This window comes from Bacillus cereus group sp. N6, assembly GCF_016483705.1.
In the GTDB taxonomy this organism is placed as follows: domain Bacteria; phylum Bacillota; class Bacilli; order Bacillales; family Bacillaceae_G; genus Bacillus_A; species Bacillus_A wiedmannii.
In genome coordinates this window covers 12828-38600 of record NZ_JAEHBI010000004.1, presented here as the reverse complement: position 1 = coordinate 38600, position 25773 = coordinate 12828, and the positions used below count along the sequence as shown (strand labels likewise).

Below are 25773 nucleotides of genomic sequence, written 5' to 3'. Positions count from 1 at the left end.
TAATTCTCTTTAAAAGTCCCAACATTCTATTACTGAGTTTTATTGTAAGGAGTCTTAGATCCATTCTCCTTGATATGTACTCCACTCTAAATAAACAATACATAATAAGAGTGTCGCATTTATTTGCGGCGCTTTTTTATTTGGAGGAAAATACATGACAAACGAAGTAGTAAGTGTTGAGGTTTTAGTGCCTATCTCTGAGATGGTTTTTGAAGGACGTTCCTTTTCTATCTATGGAACATTTGAGGAGCCATTGTTCTTAGCTAAAGATGTAGCTCAATGGATTGAGTATGATGTTTCATCAATTAATAAGATGTTAAGAAATGTAGATGAAGATGAAAAGGTTCGGAAAATTGTTCCGACGCAAAGCGGCGCTCAAGAATCTTGGATGCTTACAGAACAAGGTATGTATGAAGTATTATTACAGTCTCGTAAACCTGTAGCAAAAGAGTGCAAGAAAGTTGTTAAGGCGCATATGAAAGAGTTACGTGTTTCTGGCGTAACTCTGAGACAGAATCTAACACTTCAACAACAAACAGTTGTCTTATTAAGTAAATTAGACGAAGTACTTATTCAACAAGAAGCAGAACTTGCTCAACTTAATTCTCAAATTGAGACATTAGGCGAGCAAACTGAACTACTAGAAGAAGAAATCCGCGTGGTTGATAATCAAATTAAAGCACTTCAACCATATGCCAAGAAATATAAAGAGTTCTTATCTGAAGATGCTCTGATGACTATTGATGATTTTGCACGTATTATGTTTCCACGTTACAGCTTAGGTCGTAACCAGCTGTTCCAATACATGCGTGACAATCGTATGATTGGGTCTGAAGGACGTAATCGTAATATGCCGCACCGCCAACTTGTAAATCGAAATATCTTAAAGCTATTAAAAGGACAAGTCTTTATCACGAAGCGAGGATTCGATTATCTTTGTGACTCTTTAGACTCTCATTTTAATCTTTAATAACTAACCAGCAGGGGAGAGATCCTCTGCTTTTTCTATTTAATAAAAGGAGCGGATTTAATGAAAAATCTATTAATGGAATCAACAAATGATGTAAGAACAAATATTTTAATGGCAGCGAATTTCCTTAAAGAACAGAAGCGACTACTAAAAAAGCAGTCAAATGTAATGCAAAAACATAAAGAAGAGAAAGAAGAAAAAGCAGAACGTCTTACTAAGAACTCCGAAGAGATTGAACTAAAAGGACAAGAACGGGAGTTACTAATTAAAAAAGTAGAGAACTTGTTAAAGGTGCGACTAGAGAAAGATGTTGTGTTAGTGGAAGCTGGCCATGACTCTAATCGTTATGTTCGCTGCATCTATAGACAGAATCGAACAACACTAAAAGGTTTCTTAGAAGACCTAGTAGCTGTCTATGGGGATGGATTAGCCGAAGAAATGAGAACGAATCCTGTTCAGTCATTACTTCAGCTATTGCATGAAAAGAAGGTTTTAAAGAAAGACTATAAGCCGTACTCTACTGCATTTTCTAAAGGATACTTTGAAGAGAAACCAGTACGAATCTATGTCGATTCTAATAAGAACGCAATTCGTGTAGAGACAGAGGTATATATCACAGCAAGTGGTACAAACCGTTTACGACTTAAAGAATTAAAACCTATCATTGTTGCAGGAAATTCCATTTGACAAGAGAGGGAGAAGTGCCTATGTTTGTGGCGCTTCTTCTTTCTTTACATGTAAGACTTTTATGCTGAATGAAATTATTGAAAAGGTGAGATAAATGAAATTAACAGATGAAGAACTTAAGAAATTACCACGACAATGTTTAGATTGGAATGGTGCCGGTGCAGTTATTATCAATAAAGCCATCTTAAAAGATATCTGCAAAGAGTTATTAGATTACCGAACAGGTAAAAATAAATCATAAGGAGAGATAAATAATGAACGAATTAATTTTTGTAAATAAAGACACCAATGTGAGATTCATGGTTTCAAGATCTCAACAATTGGTTGTACCTCAAATAGGTGCAAAGATTTTTTTACAGGACCCTAATGATGTAACTTACCAGGGCGCAGTATACATGGTACATCATCATTACGGCCAAGGTGATGGGAAGTATCTAACTGTTTATATTGTTTTAAAAGACCTTAAGAGAATTGAAGGGTTACCATTTTAATAAGAGGAGTGGTAGAAATGAGTGTTACTACATTACCAAAGGGTTTAACTTTTGAACAATGGTTAGAAATGCATTACGGATACACCGGAACAGAAGAAGAGATTGAGGCAGCTATTTTAGAACATAACAAAACAGCGGTTGCTGAAGTCTTTAAAGAAGAATGGTGTACAACTTACAGGTCTGCTCAGATGGAAGTTGTTAAATTATTTGAGGAAGACTACATTAAGGATTCCCAAAAACATGGTTGGGAACGACTTACCAAACGATTCTGGTGGGAATAAAGGAGGAAGAAATATGTGGGTAGATCCAATGAGCCTTGCAGGTGGAATAGATGAGTATAGCTTCGGAGATCGTTACGATGGGCCACTTCCAGCAGGAAGAAAAGTTTACTTTCTTAATAAAAATGGATACGACAGTGAACGAGAATATGCAGCAACTTTCTTTGAGGAAGGACAAGTCTTAACTGTCAAAGAGATATACGTAGGTAGAAGTAATTCAAAAGTTGAATTTGTAGAACATCCGCTTAAGAAATTTAATACAGTAATGTTCGCTGATTGTATAGAAGAAGGAGAGGCATGTCAGAATGAAAGCATTTCGAGTGTTTTACCAGACGGCTGGTAGGTCAACCTCTGCAGTTGTATTAACAGAGGATGAATCAACATTAGAAACATCATTATCTGAAAAAGATTCTGATTTTGAAATAGGAGATAGGTATTCTCGTATTTCAAGCAAAAGAGAAATGCCTTTGTCTAATGTGATGGTTCGTGACTTATCAGTTGCGGAATTATTAAAGCTAATGAATAAGGAGTAAGAACAATGTTTTCGTTTATTTGTTTTATTTTATGGGTAGTTTCCCTTGTGATGATGTTTGTTGACTATCACTGGGGATGGTTATTAGCACTTGTCCTAACTACGCTATACTTCATACTTCGTTTTGGAGCAGGTGGAAGCGGCCCCGACTTTGATTTTGATTTCGATATTGGAGATTAATAGTTGTGAAGTGAGGTTAACAAGGGAAGAAATTCATAAGTTTATTTAGGAGGTAGCTCTATGTATTTTGGATATATGGAACCATCGGAGCTAATGCACTTGGGAAACTGACAGCCTGCGCCGATATGACGAGCGTAAATACTACTGTTGGTTCTCAGGGATATTATGTTCAATCAAAAAGAAATCGAATTATGGGAGCAAGAACAAGCAGAAAAAGAAATCAATCGCTATTGTACAACTAAGAATACTCGCTTGTTCGATCCAAAGAAAGAACGTTTATTTAAAGCACGTAAATACTTCACAATGAAGTACGGTGGATACAATGAAGATTGGAGCGCCGCAAAAGAATGGAAGCGTCACATTCGTGCTAAATACCGTAACATCAAATCAGAAGATGCGTGTCACCCAACAAAACATGAGTATCACACTTATGGTTGGTTAACATGGTAATCTTCCTAAGAAATAAGACAAACTAGGGTGGGGCGTTAGCCCCTATACATCAGGAGGAAATATTATGGCAAACATTTATTTAGCATCACCTTTCTTTAATGAAGAAGAATTAAAACACGTAGAAAAGGCAGAACAGGTATTGCGTGCATTAGGACACACTGTATTTTCACCGAGAGAGAACCAATTACCTGAAGTAGAATTCGGTTCTTTTGAATGGCGTACATTCGTATTTAAAAACGATTTAGAACATATCAAATGGGCAGACATGGTATTCGGCATCATTGGTGAAAACTATGACGACACTGGTACTGCTTGGGAATTAGGCGCAGCTTATATTCTAGGAAAACCTGTACTGTTATTTAATCCAAAGGGAGAAATCATCAATCTTATGATTACTGACAGCTTACATGCATACTTTGAAGATATGAATGAAGTAGCTCGCTATGATTTTGCTACTCTACCAATCAAGCCATATTTAAAACCAGTGAAATAAAAATTTGGGGAGGCTAACGCCTCCTCCTTTTTTGAATTTGGAGGTGTAATATGGACGAATATCAAAGAGAAGGGTATTTGCAAGAGGTTAAAAAAATAGAAAAGCTTAAATTCAAAGAAGGTTATTTACCACATGATTTTGTTGCTGTTGCTTTTCTTTTACTAGAGAGACATTTACCTTCAGCTGAAAGATTTGAAAAAACTATGAAAGATACAGATGACCTAATAAAGAGAGCAGAAAAACTACTCCAAACTTATTAAGGCGACAATAGGAGTGACACATATGAAAATTGATTACGCTTCAGATTTACACGCCAACCACTGGATGCTTTGGACGAATAACCAAATGAAGTGGGAAAGCAGAACAAGAGAATTAACAAGAAAGCTAATAGAAAATGGTAATGGAGAAGTTCTGATATTACCTGGTGACTTTAGTGAGTGGAATCAACAATCCTTATGGATCTTAGATGAAGCAGCAAAGCATTACGAAAGAGTATATTTTACAGTTGGAAACCATGACATGTACCTTATCTCAGGAAGTCAAAAGAAGAAGTATAAAGATTCTATAGGTCGAATTAATGACTTAATAGAGAAAGCTTCTGAGATTCCTAATGTAGTACCTCTTGTTAAAAATGTAGATACATTTAAAGGGAAAGTATTTGCCGGAGATGTATTATGGTATCTTCCTAAAACACAAGCTGATTGGGAGTTTCTTCGTAATGTATCCAATGACCCTAGATATATATCAATCAATGGGTATGCAGGAAGCGATGTACCAAGAAAGTTACATAAGGAGTCTATGGATTGGTACGACACGTTAGAAGAGACACATGTTAATGTATTTGTTTCTCATGTTCCACCAGTACATAACCCGTTTACACCGTATGAACCGAATACTTGTTATATGACGGATGTTCCTTTTATTAATGCAGATCATTGGATTTGTGGGCATGACCATATTCAAGGTGAGTTTGAAAAGGCTGGAGTTCAATTCCATATGAACGCAATTGGATACCCAGATCATTACTCTAACTACCCTAAAAAGAATGTAGTACCAGAAGGGAATATAGACGAACATAAATCCTTTGGTATTAAAACATTTGAAATATAGGGAGGTTTAGCTCGTGAAAACTATTTTGATTGTTGTTGCTACTGTTATTGCTTATCGATTAATAGAAGATTTCTTTTTCAAAAAGGAAGTCTAAATTGAGGTGTTAGAAATTGAACTTAAGAGGATGCAATATATTATGGTTTGAAGATCCTAATACGTTCTCGATTGAAGATTTAAAGTTGCTGAAATACGCATTTGAAAAAGGGTATAAACCATTGGGTGATAAATTCGCAGAGAATAATAAAGAATGGGTTAGATGGAAAGAAGAAGTGTCTTCAATTATTAAAGTACATATAGGGTAATTTAGACATAAGAAAAAACCACGAGATTACTCGTGGTCTTCTTTTTTACTAACCTTAATTTTTACACTTTCAATTTCTTTCTCAAGATAATCAAAGTTTTGTGTAACTTTGTTTTCTAGACTAGTGAAATTGAATTGCACTTCTTTAAGTGTTGTTGCAATGCCCTCAAGTTGCTGAGTATTCTTCTCTAAGTTCACGAACAGTTCTCTTTCGCGATTATCAGAACGAAGACGATCTTCAGCAATCATTTTATAGTGGTCTTCACGTTGCTCTTTCATGTTGTCGTTCATAGCAGTGATTTGTTCTTTGTGACTATCACTAACACTACGAACATATCCCATAACCTTAACGGACATAAAGATAACAAACAACATGATGATTGCAAAAAGAACCATGAATGGTTTATCACCTTCAGTGATGCTAGTAAATATTTTTTCAACGATACCGATTTCATCTGGTGTCATACAGCGACTACCTCCTTATCTGGAGTTAAAATTGTAATCTGTCGCAGTAGTTCATCATTGGGCAAGATTTGCACATGAAGCTTTGTCGCGGATAAAAATCCTCCTGCTTTATTCCGTTACGAACTCCTTTTAGTACGCTTTTAAGGCGCTTAATTTCATTCTCATCTCTGTATAAAGACAACTGTTTATCTGTACCGATGTAATCAAATACAAAACGGTCTGGTGTAGATTGGAATAGTTCCTGGAAGGCATAAAACATAGCGGTTGCTCGTAGGTCATGTCTGAGGAAAAATCCAGAGGAAGCGTCTGTCTTGTTATTGCTGGTTTTGAAATCAACAATCTCAATCATGCGCTTATTGTTTGAATCGGTGTACTCTCGAATCAGTTCAAATTCGCCTGTAAGGATTAGGTCGTCTTGAACAGCAATACGGAAAGGGTAATTGACGGCAATAGGTGTGCCGGGATTATCTTTGTTCTCTGCATAGAAAGCGTAGATAGCTTCCATGCCCCGGTTTAAAATCTGTTGCGTTCGTTGTTGATCTGTTCCTGTTCGTGCAAGTAGGAAGTTATCCTTTGTACGTTTGTCCTCTTCAAAAATGGAGTAATAATAGTTAGCCCACTTATCTCTCATTTGTCGGAGAGTAGGGAGTCTACCTTGCATCACTTCATAATAAAAGTAGGAAATGGTTTGATGAATGCCCTTTGAGTAAAGTACTGCACTTTTATAGTCGTCTTCAGAAGGTATCTCATGAATCTTAGTCAGCTTGTACTTCAATGGACACTGCATAAACGTATAAATATCATCCATACTTAATTCGATTTTTGTCATGTTATCTAACTCCTTCTTTATCTCACGTTTTCCCTATAGCAGCGGTAATGCATTTGATAATGTATTTCCCACTCAGGGTCTACGTTGTGTCCATGTTCGTCCTGTTTAGAGTTAATAATTTCTCGTCCGCAGAACTTACAGTATGGAGTATATTGACGAAGTTGTGATTGCATGTGGCGGTCCATAATTGTATCGCCTTTAATCGTGTCGAATGGGGTTGCACCGTAAAGCTGGTACATGTTTTTTATTCCGGCCATTCACTCACATCCTCACATTGTTTTAGTGTTGCTTCGTAATCAATCTCTCTCATCTTTTGTTCTTCTTCTACTAGTAATGAAATAGATTTTACCAATTCTTTAGCTAGTACATTGTCGGAGTTTCTTAGTCGATACAGTAATCGAACTTTGTTTTGAAAAGAATAGTTAGCCCATTCTTCTTCTCCGATATATACATTAACTGGTGGCTTATCTGAGTTGTCGTTTTCAATGTAGTCGATCATTGTTTAATCGCCCCAATCGCTATATTCATTTGCGGGATCTTCATAAGCATGAGATCCGCAGACCGGGCAACCTTTTGTATCTCGCTCGTCAATTACATACTCAATCACGTATTCTTGGGAACAGTTAAGGCATTCTACCCACTTTTCCGCGAATTCGTATTTTCTTCTTCGGTTCGTCACTTTTTTGTCACCTCTCTTACAGATATACAACAACCTTTAGTGGTAGGTATTGTCAAACTCTTGTTTGGGCAATTCCTAACTGTTGTTCATGATTAGGATTGATTTTTTAATTATGGAAAGGTTGTAATGAGTTATTGCGGAAAGGTGGTGCTAAAAATGGATTACATGAAGAAGATTGATGAAGCGATTGAGCTATTCAAAAACTTAACTAGTGCGACTACAAAAAAAGCAAAAGCTACTGTTCTTGGAGCAAACCAAGACAACGAGATTGCGGATAAACTGTTAGTTCTTTTAAAGAATAAAACATTGTATCTTCCTAAGTTAACTTTATCTGCATCAACTGCTAAGAACGATAGTCAAAAACGTTTAAGCAACTATGTTAGCTTTGTTAAGGCTGCTGATAAGTTGGAAGGTAAAAAGCTAGAAGGATATGTTTTTGATTACTTACTTCGTAATATTGATGAAGAAGAATTAGAAATGTATAAAGCTATCTTAACGAACGCTGCCTTAGTACCAGTTGTTAAAGAACCGGTAGAAGAAAAGGTAGAGGAGATAGTAGTAGAAGAAAAGATTCAAGAAGAAGTTGAGTCTGAATAATTCTATATTTACGAAACAGCAAGCGGGTAATTGTCCGCTTGTTTTTTTATTATCTTGACTTTCTTCTAAAAGGGGTTATGTTACAAACGCTCCTGTGAGAGAAACGAAAGGGGAGACCAACTTGAATAATCAAATGATTGTCCTTGCCTCAAGGTTTATGGATGAGATTAAAGATTTTGAAAAAGATGCTCATGGAAAAATTAACTGTGACTCTAATTATAAAAAAGAAGTTATTAATGATATTGGAGAAATCTTAGCAGGGGGATCTGTTACAGCTAAACAATTCCACGAACTGTTTGATAAGGAAAAGGACAATTCTCAGAAAGGTCTTTTCTATAAACCAAGTAGTATCTTAGATGCTCACAATATCCAATATGTAAGGAAACCGTATAGGGACCCTGACAACTTATTAGTACCTGGGCAATTTTATTTCCACCCAAGACTTCAATTAACACCACCGCCTCCGATGTTAAAGATTTCGGATGATGGAACAATTGAAGCTTCATATGATGATGAACCGTTTTATTTAGAGATAGTCGATAAGATTACGAAAAAAGATCTTGTTGATTATTTTTATTCTAAAACGAATTCACCAACTCCAGAAGCTACATTGTCGAGGGATATAGGTGCCTTTGATCATATGCTCCGTTTTTGGGATGTAGATTTTATCTTCTATTTAATAGATGAAGCATTTACATGTTCTTTAGATAACGGAAAGCCAATGCCTAAATCACCGCTTGATATTCAACACTTTGAAGCAGAAGCGTTATTAGTGCATGAAGCTAGAAAAAATACTTGTTTTGAGGAGGGTTTAGACCGTGTTCTACCAAGGGCAATTAGCTAACCACCCTGCAGCAGCAGAGGTTGAGACACCGACTATGCCTGAATCAATGGTACAACCAAAACCATTCTATGTGGAATTTGGTCGTAATAAGCCAACAAAGGAAGGCAATATGTTTATCCGTAACGAGTATCGTGAAGTGAACTGGATGAACTATCATCAGCATTGTTTTGATTATATACAGAAGAATCCTGGATGGGGTTTATATGCAACAGCTTTTCAGTATAGCACAAGCGACCCTTATACAGCAGATCTTCGTGGAGATTTTTATTTAGATTTCGATGATGAAGATGATATTAAGAAGGCTCAAGAAGATGCACTTCGTATCATTCAGCATCTTACGATTAGTCCGAATTATAGAATACCTGCAAATATGATTAAGGTTTTCTTTAGCGGCAAAAAGGGGATTCATGTTACCGTTCCATATCATTGTTTCGGTGTTGACTGGCATCCTCATTTAGACCGCATGTATCGAATTATGGCAGAAGAATTAATGCCATTTGCACCAAACCAAACACTTGATATGAAAGTGTATGAACGTCGTCGCTTGTTCAGATTAAAAGGAAGCCAACATCCTTCTACTGGTTCTTATAAGGTACCAATGGAATTAAAGAATTTGTTGGCTCGTTCAGAAGCAGACATTCAGCAATTAAGTAAAGATCCAAACTATGGCTCTTGGATTAAGTATGACAAACCAAGAGTAATTCCGGAAGCAGCTCGTTACTTTAAAGAAGTTGAGCACAAGTTTGTTCAACGATTTAAGAAAACATTTAGCAAAACAGGTGAAGCACAAACGATTGATTTTGATCCACCGTGTTATGCAGAGATGATTGATAACGGACCCGTTAAAGGTGCTAGAAATCATATCGCTAGTATGATAGTTGCTTTTTGGAGACAGAGAGGATACTCAGAACAAGAAGCGTGGGATATGTTAGTCGAATGGAACAATGGTAGTCTGCCAGAAAGAGAACTGCAAACACTCTTTAGATCCAATTTCAAAGGTCACTATGTTTATGGTTGTAACACGATTAAAACCTATGCGTCTTGTCCTGCTACGTGCAGAGAAGACTGTAAATTCTACAAGAGTAATTAAACATCATGACTAAGGAGTTGTAATCAATGTTTGCACAACCAATAACAGAAACCCAAGAAACTGTTTCAAGTCCGTTCTCTAATACTGGACAAGAACTATTTTGGCCAACAGCAGAAGACCTAGCTGAAGCGGACAAGCCAAAAGAAAATGTTGTTCCTTTTAATGTAGTAGCAAACCCACCAGGTTTTGAAATGAATCCAAACGAAATCACACCAGATCTTGTTCGGGAAGTAGCGGGCGATGTAGTCCCGTTCTTCCGAACTAAGATGCTTAATACGATTGACGCAGTAGAAGAATACTCGTGGAATCGTGGTGAGATGGGTGGATTAGACTGGGGATTTGATAGTTTAAACAAAGCCTTTGAAGGATTGAATACTGGAGTTCATTTAATAGGTGGTCAATCCAACATCGGTAAATCATCATTCATGCTTCAATTAGCATGGCAGATTTCACAATCAAACCAAGTAGTCACGAAAGAAAGACCAAGAAAAGCATTCGTCTTATATTTCTCTTTAGATGATAACAACAATGAGTTATTACCTCGTTTAGTTGCGATTGATCAACGTATTCCAATTAACGTTGTTCGATTCCCTAAAAAGTATCAAGACAATGCTACCTACATGACGAAACGTGCTCAAGGTGTACTTGCCTTAAAACAGTCTGCAGATTACATCAACATGCAAGACGTAAACAATGGTTCTGATATTGAATACATCCAGGAAACAATGGAAGCGTATCATGTCGAACTACAGAAAGTAGATCCATCTTATCAATTAGTTGTATTCATAGATAACTTCCATGATATTACGATTGGTGATGAAAAACTTCGTAGTAAATCCGGTGGAGAAAAGTATGACCATATTGCCGATTTACTAACTAAAATCGCTACTAAATATGACTGCCCTATTGTATGTACAGCAGAGTTTAGAAAGCTAAATGGCAACAGAAGACCAACGCCTGATGACTTACGTGATTCAGTTAAGATTCTATATGAAGCAAAAGCTGTAATGCTTTGCTACAACGAGGTTTCCCTTCGCGGTCAACAATCAACGGTCCATTGGATGAGACCTGATAATCCTAACAAACAACCAATCTATGAAGTTCAGATTGGTAAAAATAAGTTTAGTAGTTTCAAAGGGAGACTGTTCTTCGAATTCATACCTGAAATGGCTTATGCAAGGGAAGTTCCTGAAGCAGGGGCTCAACGTTATGCACAGATGGTGAATGGATAGAGAGGAAGAATCATGACATGAAGAATTTTATTAAGGCGTTTAAAAGAGAAATAAAAGAAACTCTTGAGTGTTGTAAGAAACCTTTATGGACATTGAGGTATTTCTTTTATGGATGGGCGATAGGCGGAGTTATAGCTACTGCCTATTCCTACAAATTAGAAGAGATAGATACCTACGATGTATTTATTCGTATTATTGCTGCAATTATTATGTTTCTTCTTCCGTTAGCTTTTGGAGAGAAGAACGAGATAGGGAGTAGTGAGTAACTATGGAAAACATTTTATATAGAGAACAGGATGAAAAAGGGCGCGAGTTCACCTTGTCTGGTGATATTGACCGCCTAACTCAAAGGTTGACTCCATTATTCAATGTAGACCCTGATGATGAGGAATATGGTATTAACCATGTTAACAAAGATGCTTGGGGTGATCAGAGATGGACTGCAGAGGAACGACAAGAAGATGAAGATCGTTTCCGTGCCATCTTAAGATACATGCCTTGGGATTGGAAAGATTTGTTTGACAAAATCCCTAGAAAGAAAAATGGAACGTTCGCTAAGGGCCGAGTGGTGTTAGTGCATCGAGGAGATACATATGCACATTATTGGGAGGATTCCTATGGGTTCAATGGACCAGAAGTGCGTATCAAAACACTTGATGACTTTACAGCCGAGGTTAACTTGGATTATGTAACTCAAGGTTATTAATAAACTAGGAGGAAATACAATGACAACTTTAAATGAGCGTTTAATGGCTGAATTAAAAGATGCAATGAGAAACAAATATGTGATGAAGAAAAACATCATCACTTTAATTCGCGCAGGTTTAGCTGCTGCAGAGAAAGAAAAGCGTGCTCCACTTACTGAAGTAGAAGAAGTAGCAGTAGTTCAACGTGAGCTTAAACAAACAAAACAAGCTCTTACTGAAGCGGTGAAAGCAAACCGTGAGGATATTGTTGAATCAGAAAAAGCAAAGATTGCTATTATCGAAACTTACTTACCAAAGATGATGACGGAAGAAGAAATCGTTTCTTTCCTAACATCTAAAGGTGTTCAAAAAGGTGACCACATTGGTAAAGTAACTGGCATCCTTATGAAGGACAACAAAGGTAAGGTCGATGGTTCATTTGCACAAGAAGTAATTAAGAAGCACTTTGCATAAATACAAAATGGGAGGCCCGGCTATTTAGCTGGGCTTTATACAAAAGGAGATAGCTATGATTAAACTCAATGGTAAAGTAATTGAATTTAATAAGTTTCCAAATGGAGAAACGAAAATAGATGGGGAACAAATCACAAAGGCCTTATCTTTTTTTACTGAAAATTACATCATGTTCAAATATGAATCAGATGATGATTTCTTTAAATTAATGATGCTTAAACGATTCTTAGATGAGTCTTCAAGCAAAGGTACGATTTTAGATATTACCTATATGCCATATAGCCGTATGGATCGACGTATGGGCAGCGATGTTTTCACCTTGAAATATGTATGCGACTTTATTAATTCACTTAAATTTAGTCAAATCTACGTCCACGAATCTCATTCAGACGTCGCTGTTGCTTTATTAAATAACTGTATTGCACTTGAAGATGGTGCTCATTTATTCGAACTTGTTTCAGAAAAAATTGAGTTTGATGCAGAAAAGGATTATGTATTCTTCCCAGATGCAGGCGCTCAAAAACGTTATAGCAAACTAGGACTTCCTAATGAATTAGTAGGTTTCAAGAAACGTAATGTTGAGACAGGTAAGATTGAGAGCTTACAAGTTATCGGTGATATCGAACCAGGTCGAAAAGTAATTATCCTTGATGACTTAAGTTCATTTGGCGGCACATTTATGATGAGCGCTGCATCATTAAAAGAACTAGGGGCAGGAGACATCTTCCTTGCTGTTACTCATTGTGAAGACAGTATCTTCAAAGGAAAGATTCCTGAATCAGAATTAATTACAAAGGTTTACACTTCCGATTCAATCATTAATGAATCTACTCACGAGAAGGTAGAAATTATCTACCCAATGTGGAGTGGGGAAGAAGATGATGAAGGAGAAAAAGAAGCTTCTGATGACATCAAAAACAACTGCATAAAAGAATTTGAAAGTGTGGAAGAAGCTTGTAAGTGGTTAGATTCAGATGAAGAAGAACAACAAGAGGGAGCAGTAGAAGCTGCTTAATTAACTTACACCAGGAGGAATTTATTATGACTTACGATAAACATTTAATGACATTTAAAGCGAAACCGGTTTGCCCACCAATGTTACTTTGTGACTATTATAAAACGTCTCATATCGATCAATATCCAGAAGGTACGGAAGTAATTTACTCTACGTTTACTCCACGTAGCAATCGCTACATGCCATATGCAGATAAAGTAGTAGTATTCGGTATTCAATCTTTTGTTAAGAAATATCTAATCGATTACTTCAATGAGAATTTCTTTAGCCGACCACTTGAAGATGTAGTAGAAGAATATGTTCGTTACATGAAACACACTTTATTTATTGAAGAGCCAAATGCAGCACACATCATTGAACTTCATAAGTTAGGGTATATGCCGTTACAAGTAAAAGCATTACCAGAAGGAACTTTAGCACCAATCAAGGTACCAGTTTTATCTGTTGAGAACACACGACCAGACCTTGTATCTACTTTCTGGATTACTAACTATCTTGAAACAATTATGTCGAATGAAATCTGGTTACCAATGACAAGTGCGACTGTTTCTTATCAGTACCGCAAGTTATTAATTGATATGGCTATGAAAACAGTAGGTCATGCAAATGATGTACCGTTTCAAGCTCACGACTTCTCTATGCGTGGAATGAGCAGCCTAGAGTCTGCTATGGCGAGTGGAGCAGGACACTTATTATCATTCGTAGGAACAGATACAGTTCCAGCTATTGCTTACCTTGAGCATTACTACAATGCGAACATTGAAAAAGAATTAGTAGGAACATCAATACCTGCGACTGAACATTCGGTCATGTCAGCAAACACAAATGCAGATAGCCGTGATGAATTCGCAATGTACAAGCGTCTTCTAACTGAGGTATACCCTAAAGGAATCTTCAGTGTAGTTTCTGACACGTATGATTTCTGGGCTGTAGTAGGAGAAATCCTTCCTCGTCTTAAGAAGGAAATCATGGAACGTGATGGCCGTATGGTTATTCGTCCTGATAGTGGAGATCCTGTTCTTATTCTTACTGGTAACCCAGAAGGTGAAACAGAACTTGAACGCAAAGGCTTAATTGAAGCTTTATGGGATATCTTTGGTGGAACAATTACTGAGAAGGGTTACAAACTGTTAGATACTCATATTGGTGCAATCTATGGTGACTCTATTACTCTTGAGCGTGCAAAAGCTATTGTTGAGAAGTTAGAAGAAAAAGGCTTCGCTTCAACAAACGTTGTATTCGGCGTGGGATCTTATACTTTCCAATATCAGACTCGCGATTCTTTAGGTTTTGCTATGAAAGCTACATATGCTGTAGTAAATGGACAAGAGCGCTTATTGTTCAAGGATCCAAAAACAGATGATGGAACTAAGAAATCTCAACGTGGTCGTGTAGTAGTAACAGAAGATGATGACTTTGGTATCATTGGCATTGATGGTTTAAATAAAGAACAAGCAAATGCGCTTAAAGATGTAGATTTATTACAAGATGTATTTGTTGATGGAAAGCTTATGCGTGATGAATCATTAAGTGAAATTCGTGCGCGACTTCAAGCAGCATAATTTTTGACCTATTGACAAATTGAAAACAAATGGTTCTATTTTAAAGACTGAATTCCTGACTGGGGTTCGGTCTTTATTTATTAGCAATATAGAAAGAGGTTTCACTGATGGATTTTTACGTTTATAGGTTTCTTGACGTTGAGAACCAAATCATATACGTCGGCAAAACCAACAACATAAAGAATAGGATGCGACAACATTTCGGAAAGAACGGTCATTTGCCGGAGGAATGTTATGAACAAGTATCCGTAGTAGAGTGTATTGAATTAGATAGTGAGTCAGATATGAGTGTATTAGAACTGTACTTCATTAACAAATGGAAGCCAGTATACAACTCAAGCAAGAAGTATTCATCTATCATGTCGATTGAAATTGATGAGAGTAATTTTTGTTGGGAAAGTCTTGAGCAAATGGAATATGATCCAAAAGGCGAAATAGACGCATTAAAACAAGTGGCTGACAAATACAAAAATCAATTAAAAGAAAAAGATGCAGAGATTGCTAAACTAAATCAAAGTTTATTAAGCGTAAAATCTCAGCGTGATAGTTTGAAAATAGATTTAATGAATTTAAATACACAACGTACAACAAGAAAACGAAAGAGTAAGGTAAGAGAATTTTCTTATTCTGAAATTAAAACAGTACTATCTTACCATAGTGACGTAGTGTTTCTTGGTAAAGCTTTCGCAAATGACAATAAGTCTCCTATGTGTGAAGTCTTCGTATATAAACAGGGCGGTAAAATTACACTCGAAGATACTGTAAGTAAACGCGTATCTTGGGAAACAGAATTTGGTGAAATGTTTAAACACCTTGATTTACATATGCAAGCGGGCTTTCTTAAATACAGAGCATTAAGCGACGAAATGACAGAAAGAGCTGAAGCTGCATTAGAAGAGGACAAGGAAAGACTTAGGAAGATTCAAGAGGAAAGAGCAAGAGAAATGAATCACAGCAAAATCTATGCTAACAATTTAAACAACTGCAAAGCTGCTTAGACATGAATTATCCTACTTGAAATAGCAGATTGTTTATTGTTCGTGTGAATACATTAGGAGTTGATTTGAATAGCTAAAACAGCATTAACAACTCAATTAGAAAGACAGATATACTTTGCTACAAAAAAGATGGGTGTCTTTGGTTGTTTTGAAGTCACTATCGGATTTAATGGCAATGAACGAGTCGATTATATGACTTATGACACTAAGGGCGTTTGGCGATGCTATGAAATTAAAGTTTCACTTGCTGACTTTAGAAGCAAAGCGAAGAAAACGTTTTGCGGACATTTCAATTACTTTGTAATGCCTAAAGAATTATTTGAGAAGGTTAAAGATGAAATCCCATCTCATGTAGGTGTTTATGTTAACGGAATGTGCGTTAAGAAAGCCAAAAAGCAAAAGCTATTAGTGGAAGAGAAAGTATTAAAAGATTCATTGATTCGATCATTATCAAGAGAGTCGGACAAGCTTTTCCAAAGTGCAAGTCCTGCTATCGTATCTTCATTGAGAAGACAGTTAAGTTCTACTCGAAAAGAACTGGATGATTATCGAAAGAGATACAGAGAATTAAAGAAAGGAAGGTCTGCATGAAATTTATAAAATCTACGAAGTTTCAAATGGGTGTTGATGTGTTTGTTATTGTAGGGTGGTTCTTTATCTTTATCGATTCTGCTCATCGCGCTATTGTGGGATCTGATACAGCATTATGGATAGATATTGTTTTTATGGCTCTAGCAATTTTCATCGTCCCTACTACGATTATTGAATTCAAAAAGAAACGTCTGAAGAAATAGGGAAATAGGGATAATGAAAAAAATTTTAAAAGAACTAAAGCAAGACCTCAAGTTCGAAATAGAATTAGAGGTTATTGCATTTGCTGTTGCCTTACCACTCCTAGTATTAGGAGCACTTATTCTATGTAACTTATAAACAAATCGGGGAGGATTTATATATGGCTATCAATCTTATTAAAGCTGGTCAAACAGTTGTATTAGCAAAAGAAAATTCAAGTCTACGTAAAGTGACATTAGGTTTACGATGGGGAGCACTAATTGAGAAGAAGGAAGAGAAAAAGGAAAAAGTAAGTCTTTTATCTGCAATCTTCGGTGGTGGTCGTCGTTCTAGTTCTAGTGAATCATTTATGTCAGGTGGAGCAATCGATGTTGACTCTGCAGTTATTTTACTAGATGAAAAGGGTCGTAAGGTAAACCGTGTTTACTATGCAATGCGTAGCGCTCAAGGTGTTTATCATGCAGGTGATGACCGCAGCGGTAACAATCAGTTCGGTGAAGTGGATAATGAAGAAATCTATGTAGATCTTCAAAAACTTAATCCGGCTGTTAAAGAGATTTATGTTATTGCGAACATCTTCTCAGGAGCTAACGATTTTAATGACCGACGATTAAGAGGTTCATATGTACGTCTTTTGAATTCTGAAACCAACGATGAGTTAGTACGCTACGAATTAGATGAATTCAAGGGAATGCGTGGAGTAGTTCTTGGTAAGCTTTACAAACATAGCGGTGATTGGAAGTTCAAAGCTTTAGGACAAGGTGTTCAATCTGGTTCTATTGATGTAATTGAAAGAGCAATTATTGGTTAATCAAAAACAAACTCAAACAAAAAACTAACATACAACAGGAGGAAATTAATCATGGCAGTTAATTTACAAAAAGTAGTAGGCGGACAACGAATCAATTTACGTAAGGAACAACCAGGACTGAAGAAACTTCGTGCTGAGATCTCTTGGGATGAAAACCGATTCGATACAGGCGGTAAACACGATTTAGATATATTTGCAGTAGCTCTTCAATCTAATGGTAAGTGTCGTGAAGATCGTGACTTCATCGTGGCATTCGGTTATGACGACAATGGAAACAACTTAGCTATTCATCCAAGTGGAGCAATCGTTCATAGTGGTGATGAAATGTCAGGAAGCAAAGATGGAGCAGATGAAGTTATCTCTGTTGACTTCACTCGTCTTCCAGCTCATATCACTGAGATGCACTTTATTGCTAGTACAAATGACGGTGTGCGCTTCGGTGACGTTCGTAACGCGAAAGTAGTTCTTGTTAATGACGAAACAAATGAGCCAATGTACGAGTACGATTTAGAAGAAAACTACTCAACTGAAACAGCAATTCTTCTGTTCAAACTTTACCTAAAAGAGGGCGACTGGAGATTCGGTGCTGAAGGTAAAGGATACAACAAAGGTGTCGAAGCCTTCATCGTTGAGTACGGATTACAAGTAGGTTAATTGAATGAGAGAGAAAGCAAAGAAGGTCGCAGATAACTTTAAATTTATGATTCTGCTATTAGTAGTAGAAGTTGTCATGTTCTTTGTTTGCAAAGTCCTAGTATGGGTGGAGTTATTATTCCACCCTTATACTAAGGTCGGTGCAATGATGTTGTCCTTTGGGCAGCATATTTTATTTGGCATTTTTGGATTCATTATCACAATTCTATTCTTAGGAGGAAACAAAAAATGAGTTTATTCATTTTCTTATTAGGTGCAGTTGCAGGATGTTTTATTTGGGATTACGCAGGTGACGATATCAAACGTGCAATTATGAATCGTCGTTAATCTATTACATAAAAAACAACATGGGAAGAGGAAAAAAAATTGGAAAATTTATATATCGTTTTAATCTTGATTTTGATGGAAGGTCTATTAAGTGCAGATAACGCACTTGTATTGTCGATGATGGCAAGTAAGATCAAAGACCCTGTAAAACAGAAGAAGGCATTGTACTATGGCATGGTTGGAGCGATTACATTCCGTGCTATCTTTATTTTACTAGGGACAATTATTCTTAAGTTCTGGATTATTAAAGTATTAGGTGCAGCTTACTTATTACATTTAGCTATTAGCCACTTTAAAGCACAAGGCGAAGAAGAAGCTAACGTAGATAAATATGAAAACACAATCTTCCATACAATCTTAGGTAAGTTCGGTATTCGTTTAAGTCAGTTTTGGGCAATCGTTGTTTCAATTGAATTCATGGATTTAGCATTCTCAATCGACAGCATTACAGCTTCATTAGCATTAAGCGACAAGTTTTGGGTATTAGCTTTAGGTGGTATTCTTGGGATCGTTATGATGCGTTCTGTTGCAGGAGTATTTATCAAGTTAATTAACCGTGTACCAGAAATGGAACACACAGCATTTGTTCTTATCGCAATCATTGGTGTGAACATGCTATTAGGAACAGTTCATTACATGGTTAACTTCGTAATGTCATTCACTAGCAATACGTACACAATGGAAGCAATTGAAATTCCACATTGGATGTTCTTCGGAGTATTAATCATTACTTTCGGTATGACATTTGTTGTACATGCTATCAAAAAGAATAAACGCGCAGAAGCGTAATTACACGGGAGGTATGAAGATGTTTGCTAACTTACCATCATTAACAGATAAAATAGTTCATCATTTGTCACATAATGATATGGATGGATACGCTCCACAAGTCGTATCAAAGGTCTCTAAGCTAAACACAGCCGAGTTTATCCATTGCGGGTATTCTAACTTCGAGAAAAAACTAGAAGACCTAGTTGCTTTCTTTGAGGAAGCAAAAGCTCTAGATGGGCATGCAATCTTGATTACAGATATCACTCCTAAATCTGAAGAATTAGTAGACCGCTTAAACGATTTATTTAAACGCGGTCTTACTATTGTTCTTCTTGATCATCATGAGAAAGCTAACTGGATTAGCAAAAAGTATCCTGAGTGGGCTTTTATCGAGAGTGAACTTAATGGACGACTAACTTGTGGGACTGAATTACTTTATATCTATTTAAAAGAGAATGAACTATTCAGTACTGATGTTGCGGAATCTCCATATTTCGCAAGCTTTATTGAACAAGTTCGTGCTTATGACACATGGGATTGGAATACTAATGGCAATGTAGAAGCAAAAGAGCTAAACTCACTTCTTTATACATTTGGTCCAAGTAAATTCATGCATATGCAATTTGCAAAAATTGTTGAACACATGAATGATCCAGAGGCAGTTAAATATACATTTAACGAAACTGAAAAACTCTTTGTTGATGTTGAAAACAAAAGAGAAGCAAAATATATCGAATCTCGTTCTAAGACAATGAGTGTTCGTACATGGAACGTAAATGGTGAAAACATGGAAGTAGGCGTAGTGTTCGGTGACCAATACCATTCAACGCTAGGGAATGTTTTAAGCCAAGAAAATCCGCATCTTTCATTTATTGCTATTCTTGATTTGAATATAGGTAAGGCTAGCTTGCGTACAATTCATGACAATATCCATCTTGGAGATATAGCTGAAGCAATCGCTCCTGGTGGTGGCGGTCATCCAAAAGCAGCTGGTTTTGAATTTGGTTCAGAAATCAGCTTAATGAAAATTGAAGAAGCTATTGGTGTTTCTTCAGCAGGTGTTACTACAAACTCTTGGAAAGAACAGTTACTTAAAGTAGCTAATTAATAAAAGGTAGGTCGTTATCATGTTAGATAAAGCAGCAGAACTTATTAAGAAATCAAATCATATTGTCGTATTAACAGGGGCTGGTATCTCAACGGATAGCGGCCTTCCTGATTATAGGTCTAATGGTGGGTTGTGGGACGGAAAGAAACCAGAAGAAATATCTCATTTCTCAGCTGTTGGTAAACCTGAGTTTGTAAAATTCTTTGCAGATCGTATCAATGACATTTCTAATTGCAAACCTAACAAAGCTCATGAAATATTAGCGAAGTGGGAAGAGCAGGGGAAGGTTAAGGCTGTTATTACTCAAAACATTGACAGCTACCATAAAGATGCAGGTAGTAAAAATGTAATTGAAATGCATGGCCATCTTCGGAATCTTATTTGTGATACTTGTTCAAAGGAATACGACAACTCGATGTATACAGAAGAAGGTAAGGATAATTGTGGTTTAGAGTGGGAATGTACAGGAATTGTTCGTCCGGAAGTTGTATTGTTTGGCGAAACACTTCCTCCGCTCGCATGGCATGAAGCAAATGAACAAATGCAAAAGACTGATTTAGTGATTGTACTTGGAACATCACTACAAGTGTTTCCGTTTAATTCACTTGTGGAAAGTGTTTATCCTGGTAAGGCTCCTGTAATGATTATCACTAAAAGTGATACCCCGTATGACCATATGGCTTCGGTTCGCATTTACGATAACATTACTGAAACTTTAGTAGAGATAGACAATAGATTGAAATAAAACCATCGTTATCCAGTCGAGAGATAGTAGCTTAGAAGGTTGAGAGATATATAGCAACAGCTTATATATATAATGTAGCGTTCATCATACAATATGTATCCTCTTATGTGTTTGTTATGTTATTTTCTCCTTCTTACTTCTCTCTCTTCTTGGGGGTCTCTAATTAGAGGCCCCTCTTTTTTATTTAAACTGGAAAGGTGGTTAGCAATATGATTGTTGGAGATATTATTGTTGTAAGTGGAAAGTCCTTTATCTCAAAGGTGATTCAAAAGGTATCAGGTTCTAAATGGACTCATGTAGCTTTATATGTGGGTGGAGGGTATATCATAGAGATAGACTGGAACACAAAATCCACTATCGTAAGAGAGAAGTATTCTACTAGTGATTTAGATTGTGTAGTGCTAAGAAATAAGGATGAATTAACGAAAGAACAACGAGATGCTATTATTTCTGCAGCAGTTACATATCAGAGAAAAGGTTTTCGCTATGATTGGCTTCGTTTAATTTCTCTATATCTGAAATCAAAATTTCCGAATAGTAAACTGATAGACAAGTTTGATAGAAAAAACAAATTTGTTTGTACAGAACTAGTAGATGAGATCTTAAAAGAAGCAGGGATTGACCTATTCCCAAATCAAGGTGGAGATATTTTCCCTCATGAATACCTTAATTGTGAACAATTAATGCCGTTGAAAAAAGTGAAACGGTATAGCTATATGAAGGCTAGATGAAACGTCCATTCAAGCAGTTGACTTTTAATAGGTCAACTGCTTATGTTTTGTTTCGAATAAAAAACAAACAAGAAGGAGTTTTACAATGACAGGTATTTTAATAGGTCTTTTAGGTATTATTCTTACATTTGGTGTTGCCTTCCTAATGTCAAACGACAAGAAGAACATCAATTACAGAGCAATTCTAGTTTTACTTGTATTGCAAGTAATTGTAACGCTAGTTATGTTCAAAACTACTGCAGGTTTAAAAGTAGTAGAAGCTGTTTCTAATGGCGTGAATAAAGTATTATCATATGGAGTTGAAGGTGTTAACTTCGTCGTAGGTGGACTAGTTCCAGAGGGCGTAACAGTATTCTTCATCAACGTTCTTATGATCATTATCTTTACTTCAACTTTATTATCAATCTTAACTCATATCAAAGTGCTTCCTTTAGCAATTAAATGTATTGGTGGAGCGCTTGCTAAGGTTACTGGATTATCAAAAGTTGTCACATTTAACTCTGTGAATTCGATCTTCTTCGGTCAATCAGAATCATTATTAGCAGTTAAAACACACCTAGATAAAATGAATGACAACAAATTATTCATCGTTTGTACATCAGCAATGGCTTCTGTATCAGCTGCTATCATGGGCGCATACATGACTATGATTCCAGCAAAATATGTATTAGTTGCTATGATCTTAAATGCTTTATCTTCTCTAATCATTGCTACAATTGTTGCACCGATTAAGAAAGAAGAAGATGAAGAGATTAATATCAAAGATGTATCTCAAACAAAATCAATCTTTGAAGCTATCTCAGTAGGTGCTCTTGATGGTGGTAAGGTTGCTTTAATCGTTGCTGCTATGTTAGTTGCATACATTGCCTTAATCGCATTAATCAACGCTGCATTCGCTGGTATCTTCGGAGTAGATCTTACTACAATCCTTGGTTATGTATTTGCACCTATCGCATATGTTATGGGTGTTCCAGCAAGTGAAATTGTAACTGCAGGTTCTATCATGGGAACTAAGTTAGCAACAAATGAATTCGTAGCAATGCTTCAATTCAAACCTATGATTGCTGACCTATCTGAAAAGACTGTAGCGATTGTTTCTACTTTCTTAGTATCATTCGCTAACTTCTCTTCAATTGGTATTATCGGTGGCTCTATGCAAGCTATCAATGGAGAAAAAGCAGGTACTGTTGCTAAGTTTGGACTTAAGATGTTAATCGTAGCTACTATGGCTTCTATCTTAACTGCAACGGTTGTAGGATTATTCGTGTAATGTCTAGACGTAGAACAAAAAGATGGTCCGTATTTTTTGAATTTCTAGGGGCTATCTTTGAAGGGTTCTTCGAAATCATTTTTGCTATCTTCAAATAAACAATGCAAGACGAGACTTAGTTCTCGTCTTTTTATTTTGTAGTGAAGTGGTTGGGAGACGATACACTTATTCATTGAGCCTTCTAAATCAAATGGTTACTTTTAGTACTGATTATGATTATAGGAGGTCTTCCAATGGAATTTAAAATCCAATCTAATGTAATTGAGATTCAATCAGTGCCACCTATTCAAACAGTTGACTGGGGTGTTAATGTTGTTCAGGCTCCTGAAATGTGGTCAGTAACAAAAGGAGAGGGCATTAAGGTTGCTGTATTAGATACAGGAATTGATGCTACTCATCCGGATCTTGCTGCTAACTACAAAAAAGGAATGAACTTTACTACGTCTAACTTTACTGACATAATGGATAGACAGGGACACGGCACGCACTGTGCAGGTATCATTGCAGGTTGTGATAACTCAATTGGTATTGTTGGGGTTGCTCCTAGAGCTGAATTATACATCGCTAAAGTATTAGGGGATGATGGTTCTGGTTCGATTGAAGCGATCGTAAAAGGAATTGATTGGGCTATCTCTGAACAAGTAGATGTCATTTCTATGAGTCTAGGTTCTTCAGTTGATCCTGGTCCTGTTCTGCACAATGCAATTAAACGTGCCCATGAAGCAGGTATTATCATTGTTGCTGCTACTGGTAATGAGAATACTCATGTTGGATGGCCAGCATCATACGATGAAGTAATTGCGGTTGGAGCCATCAATCAAAATATTGATAGAGCTAACTTCTCTAACTTCGGTAGTGAAACAGATATAGTTGCTCCAGGTGTAGACATTTATAGTACATACCCTGTAGGTCGCTATGCGAGACTATCTGGTACGTCTATGGCTACTCCAATGGTTGCAGGTGTAATTGCTCTTATTCTAGCTCGCTATCGTGACATTGGTAAAAAGTTAACTCCTGATCAAATCATGCAATTAATTCGTGAGCATTCGGTAGATCTTGGACAAAAAGGTGCCGATGACATGTTCGGTAATGGACTAGTAAGTATTCATGAATTAATGAAAACTAGTTAAGAAAAAGGGAGGGCTTCGGCTCTCTTTTTTATTGTTAAAATTTACTTCTTGAATTTTTTTCTGAATAGCTTATGTTATCTCAGAATTACTATACATCATGAGAAATAATCTACGAGAAAGGTGAGTCTACTTTATGGCTAATCAGTATACAAGCGGATGGACGGAAAAAGATATTGAGTTCTTAGAAAACAGTATTGGAGTATATTCCTTTGATAGGATTGCCAAAAAGCTAGGCAAAACTCCTTTGGCTGTTGAATCTAAAGCAGAGAAATTAGGTATTTCAAATACAAAGTTAGCAAGTGGGTTCATAACGGTACATGAGCTTGCACAATGCTTGGGTGTATGCAGCAAGGTAGTAAAAAAATTCACTGAAAATAATGGACTACCTACTACACAAAGAGATTTCCGCATAAAGAAAAAGCACGGAACAAAACGCCTTCTTACTTACATCGATATAGATAACTTTTGGAAGTGGGCGGAAGGAAACAAAGATCTAATCAATTGGTATCAGTTACCTAAATACGCTTTAACACCTGAACCGGAATGGTTAGAGGAACGTAGAAAAGAAGATTACCAGAAATGGTTGAAAAGACCCAGACCTTGGACACCAGAGCAAGATGCTCAATTGTGGCACCTGTTTTACGTAGAGGGGAAGCCACAAAAAGAAATAGGTGAAATCATGCACAGAACTAAAAACGGCGTAGAGAAACGCTTGAAACGATTAAGAGAGCAAAAATTAATCGCTGTTTAATAAGCGAGGTGATAGTATGACGACCCTTGTTATTATTATTTTTCTTGCCATTGCACCAATCGTAATTGTGGAAGTAATGGAAAGTAAAAAACCTAAATGTCCTTGTCATGTTAGTGATTATAGATGTGAAATCTGCAGTCACAAAATGAGGGAAAGTAGAAGGTAATGAATAAGATGTTCACCACCAACCATGTTCCAAATGTTCAATAGTTATTTAAAATACATAGTCAGTAGCAAATAAGCTTACAAAATCTGCTATGAATTGTATAATTAATTTAACTACTGAAAGATAAGAATATGGTTTTTTCATTTAGAAGGGGTGTTACAGGTGGAGGAATATCAAAATAGAGGGTTCTTATTAAAACAGCGTTCATACTTAAAGTTATATATCTATAAAATAATTGATCGTAATAAAGGATATGGTTCACAGTATCTTAATGACTTGAGAGAAGAGTTTAAGTTTTTAGGCTATAATCCAACTCATACAGAACTATATAAAACATTACATGAATTAACACGGGATGGATATGTAAAACGGGAGAAGAAGATAAAAGGGGAAGAGGGAGTAGACTTTCAAGAAATCATTCTTTATCAATTGACTGATGACGGTAAGAAAGAATACGACAGATATAAACAGCAAATGAAAAAAGAACTGGAACGTTGTAAGGGATTGCTTGATAAAGCACTTAAAGATCATTATGGTCCAGTTAGTTAGGGGTT

General features: G+C 36.5%; 39 protein-coding genes. 36 read left to right on the top strand and 3 right to left on the bottom strand.

The features are described from left to right. The first annotated feature begins 154 nt into the window (after positions 1 to 154). From JDS99_RS04930 to JDS99_RS04870, 13 genes are all read left to right on the top strand, one after another. Positions 155 to 970: a BRO family protein gene (locus JDS99_RS04930; RefSeq protein ID WP_199694649.1), complete on the top strand. Its 816-nt coding sequence runs from the start codon at positions 155 to 157 to the stop codon at positions 968 to 970. A 60-nt stretch (positions 971 to 1030) separates the two neighbouring features. Beyond that, positions 1031 to 1657 (top strand): phage antirepressor KilAC domain-containing protein, encoded by a 627-nt coding sequence (locus tag JDS99_RS04925; RefSeq protein WP_242475631.1) that lies wholly within the window; start codon positions 1031 to 1033, stop codon positions 1655 to 1657. A gap of 94 nt (positions 1658 to 1751) precedes the next feature. Then, complete coding sequence (locus tag JDS99_RS04920; protein ID WP_180358549.1) at positions 1752 to 1898, top strand: hypothetical protein; 147 nt, start codon at positions 1752 to 1754, stop codon at positions 1896 to 1898. A gap of 13 nt (positions 1899 to 1911) precedes the next feature. Then, the gene (locus JDS99_RS04915) at positions 1912 to 2148 is read left to right on the top strand and encodes a hypothetical protein (RefSeq protein WP_139888784.1); all 237 of its coding nucleotides are present in this window, start codon (positions 1912 to 1914) and stop codon (positions 2146 to 2148) included. Positions 2149 to 2165: 17 nt separating this feature from the next. Continuing rightward, positions 2166 to 2429: a hypothetical protein gene (locus JDS99_RS04910; RefSeq protein ID WP_206773139.1), complete on the top strand. Its 264-nt coding sequence runs from the start codon at positions 2166 to 2168 to the stop codon at positions 2427 to 2429. 13 nt (positions 2430 to 2442) lie between these two features. After that, entirely contained in the window at positions 2443 to 2769 is a 327-nt protein-coding gene (locus JDS99_RS04905) for a hypothetical protein (RefSeq protein WP_199694647.1), read from the top strand. Next, positions 2732 to 2959: a hypothetical protein gene (locus JDS99_RS04900; protein WP_139888782.1), complete on the top strand. Its 228-nt coding sequence runs from the start codon at positions 2732 to 2734 to the stop codon at positions 2957 to 2959. The genes JDS99_RS04905 and JDS99_RS04900 overlap by 38 nt, the downstream gene beginning before the upstream one ends. Positions 2960 to 2964: 5 nt before the next feature. After that, on the top strand, positions 2965 to 3138 hold the full coding sequence (locus tag JDS99_RS04895; protein WP_180358548.1) for a hypothetical protein: 174 nt from the start codon (positions 2965 to 2967) through the stop codon (positions 3136 to 3138). 165 nt (positions 3139 to 3303) lie between these two features. Continuing rightward, positions 3304 to 3588 (top strand): hypothetical protein, encoded by a 285-nt coding sequence (locus JDS99_RS04890; protein ID WP_199694646.1) that lies wholly within the window; start codon positions 3304 to 3306, stop codon positions 3586 to 3588. A gap of 64 nt (positions 3589 to 3652) precedes the next feature. Further along, positions 3653 to 4081 (top strand): nucleoside 2-deoxyribosyltransferase, encoded by a 429-nt coding sequence (locus JDS99_RS04885; RefSeq protein WP_001284343.1) that lies wholly within the window; start codon positions 3653 to 3655, stop codon positions 4079 to 4081. A 50-nt stretch (positions 4082 to 4131) separates the two neighbouring features. Beyond that, positions 4132 to 4341: a hypothetical protein gene (locus JDS99_RS04880; RefSeq protein WP_139888778.1), complete on the top strand. Its 210-nt coding sequence runs from the start codon at positions 4132 to 4134 to the stop codon at positions 4339 to 4341. A 22-nt stretch (positions 4342 to 4363) separates the two neighbouring features. Continuing rightward, positions 4364 to 5191, top strand: coding sequence for a metallophosphoesterase (locus tag JDS99_RS04875; protein ID WP_199694645.1), 828 nt, complete (start codon positions 4364 to 4366; stop codon positions 5189 to 5191). Positions 5192 to 5301: 110 nt separating this feature from the next. Then, positions 5302 to 5493: a hypothetical protein gene (locus JDS99_RS04870; RefSeq protein WP_199694644.1), complete on the top strand. Its 192-nt coding sequence runs from the start codon at positions 5302 to 5304 to the stop codon at positions 5491 to 5493. 26 nt (positions 5494 to 5519) lie between these two features. Here the strand turns inward: JDS99_RS04870 and JDS99_RS04865 are convergent, their stop codons facing one another. From JDS99_RS04865 to JDS99_RS04855, 3 genes are all read right to left on the bottom strand, one after another. Beyond that, positions 5520 to 5957 (bottom strand): hypothetical protein, encoded by a 438-nt coding sequence (locus JDS99_RS04865; RefSeq protein WP_139888775.1) that lies wholly within the window; start codon positions 5955 to 5957, stop codon positions 5520 to 5522. Between the two features lie 25 nt (positions 5958 to 5982). Further along, positions 5983 to 6786, bottom strand: coding sequence for a PD-(D/E)XK nuclease family protein (locus tag JDS99_RS04860; protein ID WP_000161131.1), 804 nt, complete (start codon positions 6784 to 6786; stop codon positions 5983 to 5985). Positions 6787 to 7030: 244 nt separating this feature from the next. Then, a complete protein-coding gene (locus tag JDS99_RS04855; protein ID WP_000568325.1) occupies positions 7031 to 7285 on the bottom strand; it encodes a hypothetical protein in 255 nt (84 codons plus the stop codon). 336 nt (positions 7286 to 7621) lie between these two features. On the opposite strand from JDS99_RS04855, the gene JDS99_RS04850 reads away from it, so the two are divergent. The 23 genes from JDS99_RS04850 to JDS99_RS04740 all read left to right on the top strand — a co-directional run bounded on the left by JDS99_RS04850 (position 7622) and on the right by JDS99_RS04740 (position 25768). Next, a complete protein-coding gene (locus tag JDS99_RS04850; protein ID WP_199694643.1) occupies positions 7622 to 8062 on the top strand; it encodes a hypothetical protein in 441 nt (146 codons plus the stop codon). Positions 8063 to 8183: 121 nt separating this feature from the next. Beyond that, a complete protein-coding gene (locus JDS99_RS04845) occupies positions 8184 to 8906 on the top strand; it encodes a hypothetical protein (protein ID WP_242475629.1) in 723 nt (240 codons plus the stop codon). After that, entirely contained in the window at positions 8881 to 9996 is a 1116-nt protein-coding gene (locus tag JDS99_RS04840; RefSeq protein ID WP_345943212.1) for a primase C-terminal domain-containing protein, read from the top strand. The genes JDS99_RS04845 and JDS99_RS04840 overlap by 26 nt, the downstream gene beginning before the upstream one ends. 26 nt (positions 9997 to 10022) lie before the next feature. Continuing rightward, positions 10023 to 11228 carry a DnaB-like helicase C-terminal domain-containing protein gene (locus JDS99_RS04835; protein ID WP_139888773.1) on the top strand — a complete coding sequence of 402 codons (1206 nt, stop codon included), beginning with the start codon at positions 10023 to 10025 and terminating at the stop codon, positions 11226 to 11228. Between the two features lie 17 nt (positions 11229 to 11245). Further along, positions 11246 to 11494: a hypothetical protein gene (locus tag JDS99_RS04830; RefSeq protein ID WP_199694642.1), complete on the top strand. Its 249-nt coding sequence runs from the start codon at positions 11246 to 11248 to the stop codon at positions 11492 to 11494. A 2-nt stretch (positions 11495 to 11496) separates the two neighbouring features. Next, entirely contained in the window at positions 11497 to 11934 is a 438-nt protein-coding gene (locus JDS99_RS04825; RefSeq protein ID WP_085782683.1) for a hypothetical protein, read from the top strand. 19 nt (positions 11935 to 11953) lie between these two features. Next, a complete protein-coding gene (locus JDS99_RS04820) occupies positions 11954 to 12388 on the top strand; it encodes a GatB/YqeY domain-containing protein (protein WP_199694641.1) in 435 nt (144 codons plus the stop codon). Positions 12389 to 12443: 55 nt separating this feature from the next. Further along, a complete protein-coding gene (locus tag JDS99_RS04815; protein WP_199694640.1) occupies positions 12444 to 13403 on the top strand; it encodes a ribose-phosphate pyrophosphokinase in 960 nt (319 codons plus the stop codon). A 26-nt stretch (positions 13404 to 13429) separates the two neighbouring features. Then, positions 13430 to 14965, top strand: coding sequence for a nicotinate phosphoribosyltransferase (locus JDS99_RS04810; RefSeq protein WP_199694639.1), 1536 nt, complete (start codon positions 13430 to 13432; stop codon positions 14963 to 14965). A 107-nt stretch (positions 14966 to 15072) separates the two neighbouring features. Continuing rightward, positions 15073 to 15963 carry a nucleotide excision repair endonuclease gene (locus JDS99_RS04805; RefSeq protein ID WP_199694638.1) on the top strand — a complete coding sequence of 297 codons (891 nt, stop codon included), beginning with the start codon at positions 15073 to 15075 and terminating at the stop codon, positions 15961 to 15963. Positions 15964 to 16155: 192 nt separating this feature from the next. Next, positions 16156 to 16554, top strand: coding sequence for a hypothetical protein (locus tag JDS99_RS04800; RefSeq protein ID WP_242475627.1), 399 nt, complete (start codon positions 16156 to 16158; stop codon positions 16552 to 16554). Beyond that, positions 16551 to 16757, top strand: coding sequence for a hypothetical protein (locus tag JDS99_RS04795; RefSeq protein ID WP_085782677.1), 207 nt, complete (start codon positions 16551 to 16553; stop codon positions 16755 to 16757). The genes JDS99_RS04800 and JDS99_RS04795 overlap by 4 nt, the downstream gene beginning before the upstream one ends. Positions 16758 to 16915: 158 nt before the next feature. Next, positions 16916 to 17566 carry a TerD family protein gene (locus JDS99_RS04790; RefSeq protein ID WP_139888765.1) on the top strand — a complete coding sequence of 217 codons (651 nt, stop codon included), beginning with the start codon at positions 16916 to 16918 and terminating at the stop codon, positions 17564 to 17566. A 51-nt stretch (positions 17567 to 17617) separates the two neighbouring features. Then, positions 17618 to 18220, top strand: coding sequence for a TerD family protein (locus JDS99_RS04785; protein ID WP_199694637.1), 603 nt, complete (start codon positions 17618 to 17620; stop codon positions 18218 to 18220). A 4-nt stretch (positions 18221 to 18224) separates the two neighbouring features. Beyond that, positions 18225 to 18452: a hypothetical protein gene (locus JDS99_RS04780; protein WP_199694636.1), complete on the top strand. Its 228-nt coding sequence runs from the start codon at positions 18225 to 18227 to the stop codon at positions 18450 to 18452. A gap of 134 nt (positions 18453 to 18586) precedes the next feature. Beyond that, positions 18587 to 19336: a TerC family protein gene (locus JDS99_RS04775; protein WP_139888763.1), complete on the top strand. Its 750-nt coding sequence runs from the start codon at positions 18587 to 18589 to the stop codon at positions 19334 to 19336. A gap of 19 nt (positions 19337 to 19355) precedes the next feature. Continuing rightward, positions 19356 to 20426 (top strand): DHH family phosphoesterase, encoded by a 1071-nt coding sequence (locus JDS99_RS04770; RefSeq protein WP_199694635.1) that lies wholly within the window; start codon positions 19356 to 19358, stop codon positions 20424 to 20426. A 19-nt stretch (positions 20427 to 20445) separates the two neighbouring features. Next, a complete protein-coding gene (locus JDS99_RS04765) occupies positions 20446 to 21171 on the top strand; it encodes an NAD-dependent deacylase (protein ID WP_199694634.1) in 726 nt (241 codons plus the stop codon). 209 nt (positions 21172 to 21380) lie between these two features. Continuing rightward, on the top strand, positions 21381 to 21902 hold the full coding sequence (locus tag JDS99_RS04760; RefSeq protein WP_199694633.1) for a C40 family peptidase: 522 nt from the start codon (positions 21381 to 21383) through the stop codon (positions 21900 to 21902). Positions 21903 to 21987: 85 nt separating this feature from the next. Further along, complete coding sequence (locus JDS99_RS04755; RefSeq protein ID WP_199694632.1) at positions 21988 to 23172, top strand: NupC/NupG family nucleoside CNT transporter; 1185 nt, start codon at positions 21988 to 21990, stop codon at positions 23170 to 23172. Between the two features lie 233 nt (positions 23173 to 23405). After that, complete coding sequence (locus tag JDS99_RS04750) at positions 23406 to 24302, top strand: S8 family peptidase (RefSeq protein ID WP_199694631.1); 897 nt, start codon at positions 23406 to 23408, stop codon at positions 24300 to 24302. Positions 24303 to 24435: 133 nt separating this feature from the next. Then, complete coding sequence (locus JDS99_RS04745) at positions 24436 to 25053, top strand: RNA polymerase sigma factor (protein WP_199694630.1); 618 nt, start codon at positions 24436 to 24438, stop codon at positions 25051 to 25053. A gap of 328 nt (positions 25054 to 25381) precedes the next feature. Beyond that, positions 25382 to 25768, top strand: coding sequence for a helix-turn-helix transcriptional regulator (locus JDS99_RS04740; protein ID WP_085782667.1), 387 nt, complete (start codon positions 25382 to 25384; stop codon positions 25766 to 25768). Positions 25769 to 25773 lie beyond the last annotated feature (5 nt).